The sequence below is a fragment of the Veillonella sp. CAG:933 genome, from assembly GCF_000431435.1.
Taxonomy (GTDB): Bacteria; Bacillota; Negativicutes; order Veillonellales; family Veillonellaceae; genus Veillonella_A.
Genome location: NZ_HF986197.1, coordinates 4,991 through 23,391 on the forward strand (window position 1 = coordinate 4,991; position 18,401 = coordinate 23,391).

Consider the following 18,401-nt stretch of genomic DNA (forward strand, 5'->3'; position numbering starts at 1 on the left):
CTGCCACTGGGTTGAGAATAGGAATTCTGAAAGACTGTGCCCGTAGATAGTGAATGTACCGGTACCACGATAGAGGAGGAAAATCCCAATCGCTGCTGTAATAATCAGTAGGAAGAGACCTGCGCCTCTGATAACGTTACGCCATATTCTATCGGCGCGTAAAGTGCTTTCAATGTTCATCTATTATTACCCCTATTTTACTGTTTAACTTTAGAGGCTACGCCGTAACCTTGAGCTTCCAATTTTTTACCATATTCATCAGACATGATGAAGTCTAAGTATGCTTTCTGAAGAGCATCAGGTTGGCCTTTAGTGTACATGTGTTCGAAGCCCCATACTTTGTAAGAACCATTGTAGCTGTTTTCGAGGGTAGGAGCCACGCCGTCGATGGAGATAGCAGTTACGCTGGAGTTATTTAACAAATAAGGAAGAGCTACATAACCGATAGCGCCAGGAGTGTTGGCGATACTCTGAATTAAAGCACCGGAGTCGTCAGTTTCTAACGATTTGTTGGAAGCTTCTTGGTTTTTGTCAAGAGCAAATTCAGAGAAGAGAGCACGAGTACCGGAAGTAGTAGGACGAGTTACCAATACTACGTTCTGGTCAGGACCGCCAACTTCTTTCCAGTTAGTTACTTTACCGGTGAAGATGTCGATCAATTGTTGTTTAGTCAAGTTTGGAACTGCTTTAGCAACATCTTTGTTAGCTACAGTTGCTACAGTAACGATTGCTACTTTGTGGTCAACGAGTTCAGTTGCTTTTTCTTTGGATAATTTTGTTTCAGCAGGAACGTCGGAGTTACCGATGTTTACAGTGCCGTCGGAAACTTGTTTCAAGCCGGTACCGGAACCGCCACCGTTCAATACGATGGATACATCAGGATGTTTCTTTTTGAATTCAGCCGCAGCATCTTTTGCTAATGGAAGTAAAGCGGAAGAACCGGAAGAAGTGATGGTTCCTTTTAATGCCTGAGAGTTTGCAGGGGCAGAGCTGTCATTGCCACAACCAAGTAAACCGAGTGTTAACACGCTTGCTACTGCCATTGCTGTAAATGCCTTACGTTTGAAGTTCATGATTCAATTGCCTCCTAATTAGAAATGGACGTATTTACCAATTTAGTTTGTACACACAGTATAACTAAGCTGTGTAAAGTTTTTCATGTCCCTCTGTAAAAGTTTTGTAAAATTAATAATAAATGAGAATAAGTTCGATGTAGTTTGTCGCGACGGGGTTCTTATAGGCTTATATAAATAGTTTTTTATTAGATAGGAATTTTGAATGGATTCTGTATGTTTTATTAATGAAGCAAATGTCTTTTATGGACGGAACTCATAAATCCTTTGATTTAAAATGACGATTTTGGGACGTTGAAAGTAGATAATTTCGGTAGACTTAAAATTAGGAGGTTATGTGTACGGCTGTAATCGGGGTGTATGAGGCTGTAATCAGCGAGGCGTACGAGGCTGTGATCGGCTAGGTAAATTGTTTAACCATTTAGGGAAAATTTTTGTATTTTTGAATTGCACATTCATGATTTAGTGCTATAATTTATTTAAACTATATTCTATAGAAGATTAAAATAACATCTGATGGGGTTATAGAAGCTATGGTTGCAGAAAAAAGAGAAAGGTGTTTAGAAAGGAGCGATTATGATGCGCGTGGATATGAACAGTGATTTAGGTGAAAGTTTCGGTACTTATACGTTGGGGATGGATGAAGCGGTGCTTACGCATGTAACCAGTGCCAATGTGGCTTGCGGTTGGCATGCCGGGGATCCGCTCATCATGGCGAAAACCGTGCAACTTTGTAAAGAAAAAGGCGTAGCTGTCGGTGCTCATCCGGGCTATCCCGATTTAATGGGATTCGGACGCCGCAACATGACGATTACACCGGCGGAAGCTAAAGCGTATATGCTCTATCAGGTAGGGGCTTTGCAGGCTTTTTGTAAAGCTGCCGGCGTGCCGCTACAGCATGTAAAACTTCATGGTGCTTTTTACAATACGGCTTGCGTGGATCCGAAATTAGCGTCCGCTGTATTGGACGGTATAGAAGCGCTGGGTGATGGCATTGCCATTATGGCACTCAGTGGCAGTGTTATGGTTGAGATGGCCAAAGAACGCAACATTCCGGTTATTCAGGAAGTATTTGCCGATCGCGGCTATACGGCTAAAGGAACTTTAGTACCACGCAGTGAACCGGGTGCCTTTGTCAAAGATCCGCAGGAAGCATTGGCCCGTATTTTGCAGATGGTAAAAGAAGGCACCGTAGTGGCTAATACGGGTGAAACCATTCCGATTGTCGCTGATTCCATTTGTGTTCACGGTGATAATCCGGAGGCGGTAGCCTTTACGAAGGAACTTCGGGAAGGGCTCGAAAAAGCAGGTTTAACGGTGGCTAATTTTGCCGGCTAGGGATAAAGAGGTATTAAGGGAGGTTTTCTATGAAGCGAGTTGATGATAATAAAAAAAGTCTGTCCGTTTTAATCGGGGCGGCCTTTTTGATGGCTACATCGGCCATCGGTCCGGGGTTTATGACGCAGACGGCGGCTTTTACGGATCAGTTTAGAGCGGACTTTGCCTTTGTTATTGTGGCATCCGTTATTTTATCGTATATAGCGCAGCTCAATGTGTGGACCATTATTGCCGTTTCCAAGTTGCGCGGTCAGGATATTGCGAATCGCGTATTGCCGGGACTCGGTTATTTTGTAGCCTTTCTGGTTGCTTTGGGCGGTTTAGCTTTTAACATCGGTAATATCGGTGGGGCCGCTCTTGGGATTAATGTAATGATTGGGCTTGATACAAATATCGCGGCCGTTTTGTCAGCCGTTTTAGGCGTCATTGTCTTTATTTCCCACAAGGCGACCAAAGCTATGGATGCGGTGACCAAATACTTAGGGATTTTAATGCTCTTATTAATTGCCTATGTTACCGTGGTAGCAGCGCCGCCGGTAGGGACAGCCATAAAGCATAGTGTGTTGCCGCTAAAATATGAATGGCTTGCCACCATTACTTTACTTGGTGGTACGGTTGGCGGTTACATTACTTTCTCCGGCGGTCATCGTTTGATTGACGCCGGCATAGTAGGCGAGGAAAATTTATCGCAAGTACGTCGTTCCGCCACTCTTGGCATGGGCGTAACAACCTTGGTGCGAGTGCTTTTCTTCTTGGCCGTATTGGGCGTGGTAATGCAGGGCTATACTTTGGATGCAGGCAATCCGGCTGCTGATGCGTTCCGTTTTGCCGCCGGTGAAATCGGCTATCGTATTTTCGGCTTAGTATTCTTCTGTGCCGCCATCACTTCCGTAGTAGGCGCGGCCTACACATCGGTGTCATTTTTAAAAACTCTGTTTAAAACTGTGGGACGCCACGAAAATCTTTGGATTATCGGGTTCATCATTGCGTCGGCAGTTATCTTGGTACTCATCGGCAAACCGGCTATGCTCCTCATCGTAGCAGGTTCGTTGAACGGTCTTATTTTGCCGGTTACTTTAGCCGTTATGCTGATTGCGGCCAAGCGTAAAGACATTATGGGAGAATATAAGCATTCCCCAATATTACTGTGGAGCGGTTGGGCCGTAGTCGCTATTTCCGCGTACATCGGTTATATTTCGTTACAAGGTATTTTGAAATTAATTCAGTAGCTTAAAAATAAACGGGCTACTCATTGATTAGGAGGTGGCGGTATTGACACCTATACAGGAAACATTGCGCTTTGCACCGGTAGGTGATAAAGCGGTAACGGCCGTATTCGGGGATACAATCGATCCGGCCATTAATCGCAGAATTCGTCATACGGTGCAGGCTTTGCAAACTGAAGTGGGCCATACCATTGAAGAAATGGTATCTACGTATAGTTCGATTTTAGTGATTTATGACCCACTGAAAAAAGATTATGACGCCATTTGCGACATGATAAGCGCAGCGTCGCAAACTGAGAATGAAACAGCTGCAGCCGACAAGGTAAGGGTCGTAGAGATTCCCACCGTGTATGGCGGCGAGTATGGCATGGATATGGACTTTGTAGCCGAACATGCAGGGCTTACGGCGTCAGAAGTCATCAATATTCACAGCGGTACCGATTATTTGGTGTACATGTTGGGCTTCATTCCGGGCTTTACCTATCTTGGCGGTATGGATGAACGTATTGCTACCCCTCGTCTTACTACGCCGCGCACCCTGATCCCGGCCGGCTCTGTAGGTATTGCGGGGGCACAAACGGGGATGTATCCATTCGATTCGCCGGGCGGCTGGCAAATTATCGGACGCACACCGGTTCGTTTATATGATGGCAACAGTGAAAAACCGACCCTTTTGGAAGCCGGTGATTATGTGCGCTATGTGCCGGTTTCGGAAGAAGAATTTTTAGATATTAAGGCCCATTTGGCGACCTATGAAGTAAAGTCATTTTATTGTAAGGAGAGTGAGCTCCATGGTAGATAATACTTTTACAAAAAACGGTGCCGCTCATGCCTTTCATTTGATTGGCAATCCTCATAGCGGCGTGTCGCCTATTGCGTATTGGCAAATAGAACAGCCGGGCTTTTTTACAACCGTTCAAGACGGCGGTCGGGCGGGCTATCAGCAGTACGGTATGCCCGTGGCCGGTGCGATGGATCTTGAAAGTTACGAACTAGGGCAACGTCTCGTAGGTAATCCTATGAATCTGGGTGCTTTGGAATGTACCGTTATGGGTCCTACCTTTACGGTTGTTGAACCCTGTGTAGTAGCCTTTACGGGGGCTTTGATGGGACCTATGGTTAACGATGTGCCGGTGGCGATGAATGAGGCGATTCGCTTACAAACGGGTGATGTAGTATCATCCACATTCAGTACGAATGGCGTACGCATGTATATTGCGGTGCGCGGCGGTTTTAATGTACCCGTAATAAACGGCAGTGTGGCTACACATGTAAAATCAAAGTTGGGCGGCTATGGTGGCAGTCGTTTGCAAAAAGGGCATGTGCTCATACTCGGCGATGAACGAATCGCCGCGACCGGGCTTAATCGAGCAGTTTTACCTGATTATACCGTGCCTCTTCAGTATGAAACACCTATGGCACGACGAGCTAAGCAGGCAATTCGTATTGTGTTAGGTCCTCAGGCGGATAGATTTACGGAAGAAAGCTACGCCATTATGACGAGCGAGCCTTATGAGATTACCGCTGCGTCCGACCGCATGGGTTATCGCTTGGCCGGGGCTAAATTGAATCACATAGACGGTGCTGATATTATTTCCGATGGTGCCGTATTTGGATCGATTCAAGTGCCTGCCGATGGCCAGCCGATTATTTTAATGGCCGACCGCCAGACTACCGGCGGTTATACTAAAATTGCTACGGTTATCACCCCTGATTTGCCGATTTTGGCACAAATGGGACCGGGTGAAACTGTAAAATTCGAAATTGTAACGGTGGCAGAGGCTCAGGCTATTTATAAAACCTATTGTGCTATGTGGCGCTAAAGCGGAGACAATATTATAATCAGCAGGTGCATTCAACCGTTATATAACGGCCAGAAATCCTGCTACAGCTACCCGAAGTCAGATAATTCAGCTAAGCTGTTTTATCTGATTTCGGGTATTTTTGCTATGGTAATCGGTGCGATGTATAATAAAGGTAGATTTTATAGAATTTTAGCGTATAATAAAAACGTGACTAAAATATATTTTTTTACCTTACTACTTAACATACATGTTATAGACATGTAATATGCATTGTCTTATGCGACAGCTGGCATACAGGCTGTCGCTTAGGAGGAATTTAACGTATGAGACCGACCCACATAGAAATCGATACGGCCATTATTCGTGAGAATTTGCGTCGCATCAAAGATAGTTTACCGGAATGGAGTACCAGCACGGCGGTAATTAAAGCTAACGGCTATGGCCATGGCAGTGTCATGGTAGGCCGTATTGCCGTAGAAGAAGGCTATGAATCGCTGGCCGTAGCCTTTCCGGAAGAAGCCTTACCACTTCGTGCGGCCGGGATTATGGTGCCGATTTATTTATTGGGCATTACCTTGCCCCAGTCTTTTGATTTAATTGTGGAAGGTAATTCGCGACCGGCTATCTGTGAGTCTACTGACCTGGCGGCTTTGGAAGCTTGTGCCGCCCGTCATGATACGATTATTGAATGTTGTATTGCCGTTGATACGGGGATGCATCGTATCGGTATTCATCCGGATCACGCCTTGGATTTTATGCAAAAAGTGGAAGCGTATCCGCATTTACATGTGGATGGGTTCTTTTCTCATATGGCCAGCGCTGATGCGGCCGATAAAACCAGTGCGCACCAACAAACGGCCTTGTTCCGCAATATGGTGGAAATGATTCGCGCCCATCGCTCCGAACCGTTCCGTTTTTCCTTGGCTAACAGTGCCGGTTTGTTGTCGGTTAAAGATAGTTTATTTACCGATGCGCGTCCCGGTATTATTCAGTATGGCATCATGCCATCCTTAGACGTGCCGAATCGCTTAGGCTTGCGCCCGGCGTTAAGTATGTATAGCAAAGTTGTACATGTGCAACATTTAAAAGCCGGTGAACGCATCGGTTATGGCGGTACCTATACGACGGACCGTTTGACCACGGTCGCTACCGTGCCGGTAGGGTATGCCGATGGCTATCCGCGCAGCTTGTCGAATCGCGGCAGTGTGCTCATTCATGGTCGTCGCTGTCCCATTGTAGGCCGTGTATGCATGGACCAGTTAATGGTGGCTATGCCAGAGGGCGTACCGGTTCATCCCGGCGATGAGGTTGTTTTAATCGGCACACAAGGTGATGAAAGCATAACTGTACTTGAAATTGCCACCTTGGTTGGCACCATCCCGTATGAAATCTTCTGCGATTTCTCGGAACGGGTACCGCGTATTTATATTTAGGTGTATTCGTTGCAGGTGCTTGCCGTATTTTAATTAAACGTAGAAATGTCCTTTAACTCGTAAAAATATTATACTTTTAATAGCAACGCATATATAAAAGTTCCCTATTACGACTGAACTCATGATTGAGTACGGTTGTGATAGGGAACTTTTTGTGTATTAATACCTGTATTGAATTAGTATTGGAAGTTTTTAGTTTCCATGAGTTTGGCAATGACGGTACCGAAGCGTCTTAAAATATATTTTATGTTCGTAATGTGTTCCGGTGTAGCGTCAAAGACGATGAAACTAATGCTGAGGGCGGCCACGATTTGGTTGTTTACGCGCAGTGGCATGGCAATACAGCGGGCGTATTTCGTGATTTCCTCTTCTTCGTAAGTAAATTCATCATTGGCGTCTTTATGGATATCTTGATAGAGTGCATCTACCGTAGGAATGGTATTCTCGGTTAACGGCGGTAATGAATTCGGGAACAATTGACGTAAGTCCTCCAAGGAGTGGTCGTATAATAAGGCTTTGCCTAAAGCGGTGGCGTAAGCCGGTAAGCGTTTACCGATGGAGGAAATCAGCTGTAATGGTTTCGGACTGTTTACCTTTTGCAGGTACATAATTTCATTGCCTTCCAAGACACCCAGATGGATGGTTTCTTTACACAAGGAAGACATAGTCTCCATTTGGTCCTTAATGAGTGTCAAAATATCACCGTTATGCTGGTACGTATTGCCGATGATGAAGGCCTGTTTACCAATAGTATATATTAGAGACTCGTCTTCGCAGAGTAAGAAGTTATTATCTACTAATGTTTTTAAAATAGGGGTGAGCGTACTTTTTGGGCAATCGAGCTGTGTAGCAATTTGCGATAGGGTTAACCCGTTACTGCCGGCCACCGTTTCAAGAATCTTAATAACTCGCAAAGTCGGTTTATGTTGTGTGGGCGAAGGCGTGCAATCGGAGGGCAAGGCATCATGTTTAATTAATTTTTTTGAAGGCATATTAAAAACCTCCTTTCTCAATATTGTTTTATTTAAAGGTAATATATTATGCCAAAATCTTTAACGTATATAATTTGCATATATATTGTATCACGTTTGTTTGTATATGCATACTATAATATGATTTTCGCAATTTACTGCCTTTGGTTATTGTTATTATGATAAATAGTTATTGCGTATATACGAATATTATTGACTTTTACGTATGATAAGTATATGATAAGAACATAAATAGTACGTAAATAATATTTGTGTTTGTATATACGAAACACAAACACAATTCTTATATGCGAACAGGTTGAATTTAGACTGTGATTAAAAGTATGTATATAAGTACAAGTTTGTGAAAATATACAAAATGTGTGTGAAGAAGTTACTCTTTTTAGAAGCTTGGTAATGACCGGCTTAAACCTGTAAACAAGTGCATTGTGGAGGTGTAACAGATGAAAGGTATTCATGTAGGCTCAATTGATAATGTAGCAACAGCTATTGAGCCCTTACAAGTTGGCGAAGAGGTTCTTGGTGTAGTGATTAAAGAACCGATTCCAAAAGGTCACAAATTTGCGACGGAACGAATCGCCAAAGGCAGTCCCGTTATTAAATATGATTCCCATATCGGTGTAGCTGAAGTAGATATTGAACCGGGCCAATGGGTTCATGTTCACAATATCGAAGGCGAACGCGGTCGCGGCGACTTGGATTCGGAAGTTCGCGATATTGATCAAGATGTAGAACGTAAAACAAATATTGAAAAAGGTAAAGACAGCTATAAATTGACCGGGTATCGCCGCAGTGACGGCAGCTTCGGTTTCCGCAATCATATCTTGGTAATCCCAAGTGTTCACTGCGCCAACAAAGTGGTAGAACGTATTGCCAACGGTGTTATGTACAGCGATGTAGAACGTCGTGATGACACCAAAGTTGTATATGTAAATCATCAACACGGTTGCAGCGAACTTTCCTATGATGCGGATCAGACGAAAGATGTTATTGTAGGCACCGCAGCTAATCCAAACGTATATGGCGTTTTGGTAGTCGGCCTCGGTTGTGAGGTAGTGCAGGCTCACACCGTAGCTGAAGAAATTAAAGCGCGCGCACCGTATAAGAAAGTAGAATTTTTCAATATTCAGGCCACCGGCGGTACGGAAAAGAGTATTCGTCGCGGCACAGAAATTGTTAAAAATATGTTGGCCGAAGCGTTAAAAGAAGAACGCAGTGAAGGTACCTTGGCGGATGTAGTACTCGGTACGGAATGCGGCGGCAGCGACAGCTTCTCCGGTTTAAGTGCCAATCCGGCGCTCGGCGTAGCCTCTGATATCGTAGTCAGTCACGGCGGGGCCGTAATCTTGGCGGAAACAACCGAACTTATCGGGGCAGAACATATCTTGGCAAAACGCGGTATCAATGGTGTTGTGAGTGAACAAATCATGAGTACCATCAAAGGGTTTGAACAAGAAGTTATCGACTCCAATGCGGATATTCGCGGTGCTAACCCAAGTCCGGGCAACATAGAAGGCGGCCTCAGCAGTATTGAAGAAAAATCTTTAGGTTGTATTTATAAAGCCGGTAACAGTCCGGTAGTGGCCGTAAAAGATTATGCAAAACCGATTGTGGATAAAGGCTTAACCTTTATGAATACACCGGGCAATGATATTGAACAATTGAGCGGCATGGTAGCCGGCGGATGTAATATTGCAGTATTTACAACCGGCCGCGGCACGCCGACAGGCAGCCCGATTGCACCGACAATCAAAGTATCGTCCAACACCTTTACATATAACAATATGAATGATGCTATCGACTTAAATGCGGGCACCGTAGTGGACGGTAAACAAACAATTAAAGAAGTGGGTTATGAAATTGTAGATGCTATTTGTGAAGTGGCTGACGGCAAACTAACAAAAGCAGAACATAATGAACAGAATGACTTTTCAATTTGGCGCTTGGCCACAACCGTATAGTACGGCAGGCCGTACGCATGGCAGATGAGATTGTGTGTGAATCGAGTCGGCCGTGTTTCCAAGGAATATAAACAGTAAGTCCGGTAAGAGGTACGCGACTTAGTTGGTTTATAGGTGTATAGAGTGTTAATTTAAATTGGAGGTATGTATCATGGATTTGCAATTAAAAGACAAGGTTGTATTTGTAACCGGTGGCGGTAAAGGCATCGGCAGTGGTATTTCCCTTTCGTTGGCCCGTGAAGGTGCGATTCCTATTATTCTTTCCCGTTCGCCAATCACTGACGAATTCAAAAAAGATATGGAAGCTATCACGACTAACTATGAATTCATTCAAATTGACTTAAACGACACTGACAAAATCAAAGGCATCGTTGACGATGTAGCAGCTCGTCGCGGTGGCATCTACGGTATTGTAAATAATGCCGGTGCCAATGACAACAAAGACCTCGACACTACATCTTGGCAGGAATTTGAAAAGAGCATTCATGGTAACTTGACTCACTACTATGAATTGGTACACGCATCGGTAGACTACTTGCGTAAATCCAAAGGTTCTATCTTGAACATCACATCCAAAACGGCGTTAACCGGTCAAGGTAAAACCAGTGCTTATGCAGCCGCTAAAGGTGCTATCTTGGGTCTTACCCGTGAATGGGCAGCCGCTTTATTGGATGACGGCGTACGCAGCAACTGTGTAGTAGTCAGCGAATGCTGGACACCTTTATACGCTAATTGGATTAAAACATTTGACGATCCGGAAGCTCGTAAAAAAGTTATTACCGACAAAATTCCGTTGGAACGTCGTTTCACAACAATCGAAGAAATTGCTGACACAGCAGTTTTCGTATTATCGCCTAAATCCTCGCATACTACCGGTCAATGGGTATTCGTAGATGGCGGCTATGTTCATCTCGATCGTGCGTTGAGCTAATAGGAGGTACTGTACATGAATCAACAAGGTGCCGCAGGTAAACTCGTTACCAGCAGAAACATTAAAATCGCGTTTTGGTTAGTAACTTCTTTATTCTTCCTCTGGGGTTTCAGTTATGGCCTCTTGGACGTTATGAATAAAAACTTCCAAAATCACTTGGGTATTACTAAAGCCGTATCCGGCTTATTGCAAGCAGCTTACTTCGGCGGTTACTTCGTAATCGCAATTCCGGCCTCCATGGTAGCTACTAAATTCGGCTACAAAGGCGGTATCATTATGGGTCTGGCCTTATATGCATTAGGCGCTTTACTTATTATCCCGGCCAGTAACGAACAAAGCTTTAACTTATTCTTATTAGCCTTCTTTATTATCGCCTGCGGTCTCGGCAGCTTGGAAACAAATGCCAACCCGTACATTACCAAATTAGGTAGTGATGAAGATGCGGCGTTCCGTATCAACATGGCACAAAGCTTCAACGGTGTTGGCCAGTTCTTAGGACCAATCGTTGGCGGCGTATTGTTCTTGTCCTTATCCCACGGCAACATTGACCAAAACATGGCCAACGTTCAGATGGTATATGTAGGGATTGCCGTAGTAGTACTTGCTGTATTGGCACTCTTCGTGTTTACACGCATGCCGGAAGGTGCTGAAGTTAGCGAAGCAGCCGGTGATGTTGTAGAAGAAGATACTGACAGCTCTTATGGTAAATTATTCTCCTTCCGTCATTTCCGTTTAGGTGTTATTGCTCAGTTCTTGTATATTGCTGCACAAGTAGGTGCCGGCGCATTCTTCATTAACTACTCCGTAGAACACTGGCATGGTTTGGCTGACCATGAAGCGGCTTACTTCTTCAGTATCGCCTTGGTAGCCTTCTTACTTGGTCGTATCGTAACAACACCTATCATGAAAAAGGTTAAAAGTAACGTAATCTTGGCTACTTACTCCTTGATCAATGCAGGGATTATGGTTGTGTTACAATTCGTACATGACTTACCGGCCGTTATCGTTCTCTGGTTATCCTTCTTCTTCATGTCTATCAGTTTCCCAACAATCTTCGCTTTGTCTGTTGTGAAAATTCCTAACAGCTTAGTTAAAAAAGCAGCCAGCTTGTTAATCATGAGTATCGTAGGTGGTGCGTTCATGCCGTTCTTCATGGGTTATGTAGCCGACCACTGGGGTACCGGTGCCAGCTTCTTACTCTTATTACCTTGCTTCTTATATGTAGCTTGGTACGGTTTGAATGGTGTATCTAAAGACTAATACGTACTGACAAGGATTGCCGGCTGAAATGTCGGCAATCCACTTATATGGCTAAAAATTGATTATAAATAAGCTATAAGAATGTCTTACATTAAAGGAGACGGTAACATGTTGGAAATTGTAGACTCCCATTTACATATATGGGACTTGGATGTATTACATTTACCTTGGTTGAATTCCTGCAAAGGGGTAATTCAGCAGAGCTTTTCCATGGATGACCTGGTTAGAGAATACGCCAAAGCCGGCGTAGACTTTAAAGGGGGCATCTATATCGAAGTGGACTGCGACGACGCGATTAAAGAAGATGAATTTATCTTCAAGTTGAACAGTCCTAAGATTTTGGCAAAAATTATGCGCGCTCGTAATTTGAGCGGTCATGTTCGTTTGCCGGCCGGCATCGTAGGTGTACGTGAACCGCTTCACATCGACAGCTCCCCACGGGGCCGTTGTTTGGAACGCAGCTTCATTGAAGGCCTCGAAGTATTGGCTGATAAAGGCTTAATTTTTGAAAGCTGTAACCGTGTAGAAGAATTGATTGATATTTATCAGGCCGCAGCACAAGTTCCGGACTTAAAATTAGTTATCAACCATTGCGGTAACGTAACGGAATTGACGCCGGATTACAAAGAAGCGATGACTAAGTTGGCATCCTTGCCGAATGTATACTGTAAAGTATCCGGTTATGCTACGGAAGATAAGGTATTTGTTAAGAACTTATTAGACTTTATTTCCGGTACTTTTGACCATAGTCGCTTAATTTATGCATCAAACTTCCCGGTTGTGGAATTGTATTCTAACTTTAAGGATCATTTAAACTCCGTACGTGAATACTTCCATGATGATCCTGATATTTTCTCTAAAAATGCCAAAAAATTATATAAATTAAATAAACCTCAAGTATTTGCCAGCGTAATTAAACTTCGCCCTGAAAAAGCGGAATATTACAAGGCATTACATGCCGACCCATTCGCCAGTGTAAATAAAATGATTCGTGAATGCGGTATTACACACTATCAGATTTTCAATCGTGATGATTTGCTGTTTTCAATTATGGTCTATGAAGGCGATGATTTTGAATACGATATGGCAAAAATGGCCAACGATCCGGAAACACAGCGTTGGTGGCGTGAAACCGATCCGTGTCAAACTCGTATCGAAGGCGCTCAGAAAAATGAATGGTGGGCCGACATGGAAATGGTATACGATTTGAATAAGAAGTAGGGGGTAAGGCTTGTGAAAGCAAAATATATATGTCCGATTTTGACATCGATGAATGCGGACGAAACAGTTAACTACGATCAGATGCATGCATTTTACGATCAGTTGATTGAAGCCGGTATTGACGGCGTATTGGCCGGTGGCAGCGCCGGTGAATTCTATGCATTTTCATATGATGAAATCAAGGAATTTATCTTGGATGCCATTGAATACGGTAAAGGCCGTTGGGAAGTTATCGCCGGTACCGGTCGTATGGTAAAAGCGGAAACTATTCAGCTTTCCAATGAAGTGCTTAAAGCCGGTGCCGATGCGGTTATTATTGTAGGTCCATACTACAGCGCTTGTAACGGCGATGATGTATTTGCTTACTTTGATGAAGTGTTGAGCGCCATTGATGGTCCGGTATATATCTATAATTATGGCGATCGTACCGGTTTTGATATTCCGGCTGAAACATTGCTTCGCCTTCGTGAAAAACACGATAACTTGGTAGGTGTTAAAGATACACATCCGGTATTGCGTCATACGCAACGCTATATTCAGTTCTTAAAACCTAAATATCCAGAATTCAAAGTGTACACAGGCTATGACAACAACTGTATCCCATCGGTAATCTCCGGTGGTGACGGCTGTATCGGCGCTCAATCCAATGTGGATCCGAAAATGTGTGCCGATGTAATCAAAGCATTGGATGCTGAAGATTTAGGTGCTTTAAAAGAATTACAGCGAAAGATTGATGCTTACTTTGCATTCTATGAAGTGCATGTACCATTTAATCCGGTTATGAAATGGGCTCTTAAAGAATTAGGCGCACCTATGCAGGAAAACTGCCGTGTACCTATCAAACCGTTGACAGATGCTCAAAAAGAAGCATTAGCTCCGGTAGCCGATGCTTTATGGCGTAATAAAAAATAAAATCAGTTATGTAACCTTTGTAAGGGTTTCATATAGGTGCCATGACGCTGCATCGGCACGTTGTGGCACCAAATTAAAATGACTCCCGCAGGAATTCCGGGTTCATATACAGAAATGTATAAGCAAGGCAATTTTTTCAAAAAGTAAATTCTAATTTCTCTCGATTAGGAGGCAACACAAATGGTTAATCGCATGATTCTTAATGAAACATCCTACTTTGGCTTTGGTGCAATCAATAACATTGTAGGCGAATTAAAAGCCAACAATTTGAAAAAAGTATTGGTTACCACCGGTAAAGACTTGATTAAATTCGGCGTAGCTACTAAAGTTACTGCTTTATTGGATGAAGCCGGCGTAGACTATGAAATTTTTGACGATTTAAAACCAAACCCTACGATTAAGAACGTGCAAGACGGCGTAGAAGCTTGTAAAAAAGCAAATGCTGATTGTATCGTAGCTATCGGCGGCGGCAGCACTATCGATACCAGTAAAGCTATTGCTATTATCATGACAAACCCTGAGTTTGCTGATGTTCGCAGCCTTGAAGGTGTTGCTGATACTAAGAACAAATGCTTACCTATTATCGCGGTAACAACTACTTCCGGTACAGCCGCTGAAGTTACTATTAACTACGTAATTACTGACGAAGAAAAACGTCGTAAATTCGTATGTGCCGACCCTCATGATATTCCAATCGTAGCTATCGTTGACCCTGATTTATCCATGGGTATGCCTAAAGGCTTATGTGCTTCCACCGGTATGGATGCTTTAGTTCATGCAGTTGAAGGTTTCATCACTAAAGGTGCTTGGGAAATGACCGACATGCTTCATTTGAAAGCTATCGAAATCATCGGACGCTCCCTTCGTGATGCAGTAGCCGGCGACCCTAAAGGCCGTGAAGCTATGGCTCTTGGTCAGTACATTGCCGGTATGGGCTTCTCCAACGTAGGTCTCGGCATCGTTCACTCCATGGCACATCCTTTGAGCGCTTTGTATGACATTCCACATGGCAAAGCTTGCGCTATGATGCTTACGGCTGTATTGAAATTCAATGCTCTGGCAACCGGTGAAAAATATCGCGATCTTGCTAAAGCTATGGGCGTTCAGAATGTTGACGGCATGAGTAAAGAAGAATACCAGAAAGCGGCTATCGACGCTATCCAGAAGTTAGCTGACGATGTAGAAATTCCTAAGAGCTTGTTAGAAGCCGGCGTTAAAGAAGAAGACATTCCGTTCTTGGCTGAATCCGCTAAAAACGATGCTTGTACGCCAGGCAACCCACGCGACGTATCTCAAGCTGAAATTGAAGAAATCTATCGTTCCATTTTATAAGAGAAACGCAGTTTCTTAAGATTATATAATTTTTGCTCGGTAATTAGATAATCTAAAATAAAGACCGTAGTATCTGTGGTTATAACTATAGATACTACGGTCTTTTTTGCGCTTGTGATTGGTTATTTATAAAATTTATGACTGAGTTTTTCTTTTGTAATTTTACATAAATTGTTTAAACGAATATAATTAGCCACTGTAGTACGTACAATTTCATGTCGATGTTTTTTTCAAGGAGATGCTATTAGGTATGGAGGCTCACAAAGAGAAACTGTGGACATTGCCGTTTGTGCTGGACACAGTGATTAATTTATTGGTATTTTTGATTTATTATTTATTAATCGTAATTATTGCGGTGGTAGCGAAAGATACATTGCATGCTACTTCAAGTCAAGCCGGTTTGGCTGTAGGGATTTATATTATTGGTACTGTAGTGGCCCGCGTTTTTGCAGGACGCTTTGTAAGTACCTTAGGGAGTCGCAAAGTACTTTATGTAGGTTTGGGAATTTACTTAATATCTACGGCGTTATATTTTTATATTCCTAATTTGATTGTGCTTGATACGATTCGTTTTATTAACGGCTTTGCTTACGGGATTACTTCAACCGCAACCAGCACTATCGTGGCCAGTGTTATTCCGAAAGCACGGCGCGGTGAAGGGATTAACTATTATGGTTTGAGTACCAGTTTGGCAGCCGCTATCGGCCCGTTCTTAGGGATTTTTCTTTTGTCACTTACGGAATTCCGTACTATTGTGGCAATTTGTGTTGGTCTTGTAATCCTTTGTGTGATTGCTGCGTTGAGCATGAAATACGAAGAACCTCAGTTCAGTGAAGCTATTAAAAAAGAAGAATCGGGGCGCCGTATTTCCGATTATTTGGAACCGCGCGTTAATTCCATCACATTGATTTCGGTTCTTGTCGGTTTTGCATATTCGGGGATTTTAGGCTTTATGGCGTCTTATACCCGTGATATTAATATGGTACAGGCCGGTACCTGGTTCTTCGTTGTGTATGCAGTGGTAATTACCCTCACACGACCATCCTTGGGACTCATCTTTGACCGCAAAGGTGAAAACTATGTATTATATCCTTGCTTTATTTCGCTGGCTATCGGTATATTATTATTGGCTTTTGCCGATGCATCGTGGATGATTTTATTATCCGCCGTTTTTGTGGGTCTCGGATATGGCACGTACATGTCCAACGGACAGGCCGTGGTGGTAAAAATGGTGCCGTTCCATCGCATCGGGATTGCTACATCCACTTACTTTATTGCCCTTGATATCGGTCTTGGTTTTGGCCCTTACGTATTAGGCGGGGTTAAGGAAATCGTAGGTTTTACCAATATGTTCTTACTAACCGTTATTGTGGCACTGGTTGCCTTTGTATGCTATCACTTCTTATATGGTCGTTTATTGGGAACACCTAATGATCCGGCTTTGAAAGCGCAAAAAGAAGAATTGGAAATTCGCAATCAGGACGGCAGTTTTACTCTGGAAACGGGCAAAGTCTCATTAAATTAATAGGTTTTAAGCATAAGAATTTAGCTTGTTTTTATTTTTCAGATGATATACACTAGGATAAAAGAGTAGCTAATGTGTATTGAGCGTGAACAAATTCTGTTAGGTTTGTAGCGCTAATATTGTGCTTTGTAATTACGATTTGTTGCACTATTGTGTGGGCAAATCGTTTTTGCAATATGCAGTTATAATTTGAGTGTGTGTTATATGATGGATTGAGGAGATTGGAAATGTCCGTAAAGCAAGCTGAGCTAATGATGCTGTTTGTTACGTTTTCATGGAGTTCATCCTATTTATTGATGAAAATTGCGCTGACCGGTGTGGATCCGTTTACGCTTATGTGTTTACGATTCACAATTGCCTTTGTATGTGTATTACCGTTACTTTTAAAAACAATAAACATTTGTTCCAAACGAACGGTCGCTAAAGGATTATTTCTCGGATTTATGGTCTATGCTTCGTTAATTGGCACGATTGTGGGGCTAAAACATACGACTGCCTCTACGGCTGCTTTCTTAGGAACTACGGCGGTGGTCTTAGTGCCGATTATAGAAGGTGTCTGGCAGCGTAAGATGCCGCCTATGCTTACCATCTTAAGTATTGCATTGGCCTTTGTGGGCTTAGTGCTCTTTACTGTCAAAGACGGTTTATCCCTCGATATAGGGGCTCTTTATTGTTTGTGGGGCGCCTTCGGTTACGCCGTTTACATTGTAGTCGTCGGTCGGATGGCCAATGAGAAGGATATGTTTCCGGCTACATTGATGCAGTTTGGAGCCATTGCTATATTCAGCGGGCTTAGCGCTTTTATTTTTGAAACACCTCATTTACCACAAACGGGCATGCAGTGGGGAGCTATTTTAGGCTTAGCCGTTATATGCAGTGCCTTTTGCTTCGTTATGCAAAGCATCGTACAGCGTTACTTATCGCCGTCCCGCACGGGTTTAATTTTCTCCATGGAACCGGTCTTTGCGGCCATTTTGGCATACTTCTTCCTTAATGAAGTCATGGATGGTCAAGGGCTAATCGGGGCTTTGCTCATCATGATTGCCAATGTTTTGAAAAATATCGTGTATCGGATTAGATATGTAAATGCACAACGGAAACGTAAAGTGTGGAACCGTAAGCGAATGGTATAGGGGAATCCGAAAAATATAGAATAACACAGATAAAAATAAAGAAATAAAAGAGCCATTAGGATTTTAACGTTTAGTTAATCCTAATGGCTTTTTGATTGTTAAAATTATGGAGCGGCCGATGGGAATCGAACCCACCTCTACGGCTTGGGAAGCCGTCGTTCTACCGATGAACTACGGCCGCAAATGTCTTTTTATATTTTATCAACTTTGGTTATGTTTGTAAATACTTTAGTAAATTGCAATATGAAATTGAACACTT

15 protein-coding genes, 1 tRNA gene and 1 pseudogene are annotated in these 18,401 nt (G+C 43.2%); 13 read left to right on the top strand and 4 right to left on the bottom strand.

The features are described from left to right. Positions 1-180, bottom strand: a pseudogene (locus tag QZL64_RS06515) (phosphate ABC transporter permease subunit PstC); the annotation flags it as partial. A gap of 17 nt (positions 181-197) precedes the next feature. Then, positions 198-1,073, bottom strand: a complete 876-nt coding sequence (locus QZL64_RS06520) for a phosphate ABC transporter substrate-binding protein (RefSeq protein WP_021841207.1) — start codon at positions 1,071-1,073, stop codon at positions 198-200. Between the two features lie 579 nt (positions 1,074-1,652). Here QZL64_RS06520 and QZL64_RS06525 point away from each other — a divergent pair. The 5 genes from QZL64_RS06525 (at position 1,653) to alr (ending at position 6,875) form a co-directional block, all read left to right on the top strand. Continuing rightward, positions 1,653-2,411, top strand: coding sequence for a LamB/YcsF family protein (locus QZL64_RS06525; protein ID WP_156704874.1), 759 nt, complete (start codon positions 1,653-1,655; stop codon positions 2,409-2,411). Positions 2,412-2,440: 29 nt separating this feature from the next. Beyond that, complete coding sequence (locus QZL64_RS06530) at positions 2,441-3,640, top strand: NRAMP family divalent metal transporter (RefSeq protein ID WP_021841209.1); 1,200 nt, start codon at positions 2,441-2,443, stop codon at positions 3,638-3,640. Between the two features lie 43 nt (positions 3,641-3,683). Continuing rightward, positions 3,684-4,439 carry a 5-oxoprolinase subunit PxpB gene (gene pxpB / locus QZL64_RS06535; RefSeq protein WP_021841210.1) on the top strand — a complete coding sequence of 252 codons (756 nt, stop codon included), beginning with the start codon at positions 3,684-3,686 and terminating at the stop codon, positions 4,437-4,439. Then, positions 4,429-5,460, top strand: coding sequence for a biotin-dependent carboxyltransferase family protein (locus tag QZL64_RS06540; RefSeq protein WP_021841211.1), 1,032 nt, complete (start codon positions 4,429-4,431; stop codon positions 5,458-5,460). Before pxpB ends, QZL64_RS06540 begins: the two co-directional genes overlap by 11 nt. A gap of 305 nt (positions 5,461-5,765) precedes the next feature. Then, positions 5,766-6,875, top strand: a complete 1,110-nt coding sequence (gene alr, locus QZL64_RS06545; RefSeq protein ID WP_021841212.1) for an alanine racemase — start codon at positions 5,766-5,768, stop codon at positions 6,873-6,875. Positions 6,876-7,051: 176 nt separating this feature from the next. Here the strand turns inward: alr and QZL64_RS06550 are convergent, their stop codons facing one another. After that, positions 7,052-7,867, bottom strand: a complete 816-nt coding sequence (locus QZL64_RS06550; protein ID WP_021841213.1) for an IclR family transcriptional regulator — start codon at positions 7,865-7,867, stop codon at positions 7,052-7,054. A 443-nt stretch (positions 7,868-8,310) separates the two neighbouring features. Between QZL64_RS06550 and QZL64_RS06555 the strand changes: the two genes are divergently transcribed. The 8 genes from QZL64_RS06555 to QZL64_RS06590 all read left to right on the top strand — a co-directional run bounded on the left by QZL64_RS06555 (position 8,311) and on the right by QZL64_RS06590 (position 18,142). Beyond that, positions 8,311-9,828, top strand: a complete 1,518-nt coding sequence (locus QZL64_RS06555) for a UxaA family hydrolase (RefSeq protein WP_021841214.1) — start codon at positions 8,311-8,313, stop codon at positions 9,826-9,828. A gap of 151 nt (positions 9,829-9,979) precedes the next feature. Continuing rightward, positions 9,980-10,759 carry an SDR family oxidoreductase gene (locus QZL64_RS06560; protein ID WP_021841215.1) on the top strand — a complete coding sequence of 260 codons (780 nt, stop codon included), beginning with the start codon at positions 9,980-9,982 and terminating at the stop codon, positions 10,757-10,759. Between the two features lie 15 nt (positions 10,760-10,774). Continuing rightward, positions 10,775-12,019, top strand: a complete 1,245-nt coding sequence (gene fucP / locus QZL64_RS06565) for an L-fucose:H+ symporter permease (protein ID WP_021841216.1) — start codon at positions 10,775-10,777, stop codon at positions 12,017-12,019. 108 nt (positions 12,020-12,127) lie between these two features. Beyond that, positions 12,128-13,240: an L-rhamnose mutarotase gene (locus QZL64_RS06570; RefSeq protein ID WP_021841217.1), complete on the top strand. Its 1,113-nt coding sequence runs from the start codon at positions 12,128-12,130 to the stop codon at positions 13,238-13,240. A gap of 12 nt (positions 13,241-13,252) precedes the next feature. After that, positions 13,253-14,152 (top strand): dihydrodipicolinate synthase family protein, encoded by a 900-nt coding sequence (locus tag QZL64_RS06575; RefSeq protein WP_021841218.1) that lies wholly within the window; start codon positions 13,253-13,255, stop codon positions 14,150-14,152. A 180-nt stretch (positions 14,153-14,332) separates the two neighbouring features. Continuing rightward, complete coding sequence (gene fucO / locus QZL64_RS06580) at positions 14,333-15,484, top strand: lactaldehyde reductase (RefSeq protein ID WP_021841219.1); 1,152 nt, start codon at positions 14,333-14,335, stop codon at positions 15,482-15,484. A 250-nt stretch (positions 15,485-15,734) separates the two neighbouring features. Continuing rightward, positions 15,735-17,009, top strand: coding sequence for an MFS transporter (locus QZL64_RS06585; RefSeq protein ID WP_021841220.1), 1,275 nt, complete (start codon positions 15,735-15,737; stop codon positions 17,007-17,009). Positions 17,010-17,236: 227 nt separating this feature from the next. Then, the gene (locus QZL64_RS06590) at positions 17,237-18,142 is read left to right on the top strand and encodes a DMT family transporter (RefSeq protein WP_021841221.1); all 906 of its coding nucleotides are present in this window, start codon (positions 17,237-17,239) and stop codon (positions 18,140-18,142) included. 107 nt (positions 18,143-18,249) lie between these two features. On the opposite strand, the gene QZL64_RS06595 is transcribed toward QZL64_RS06590, so the two are convergent. Beyond that, a tRNA-Gly gene (locus tag QZL64_RS06595) sits at positions 18,250-18,323 on the bottom strand. Between the last annotated feature and the right edge of the window lie 78 nt (positions 18,324-18,401).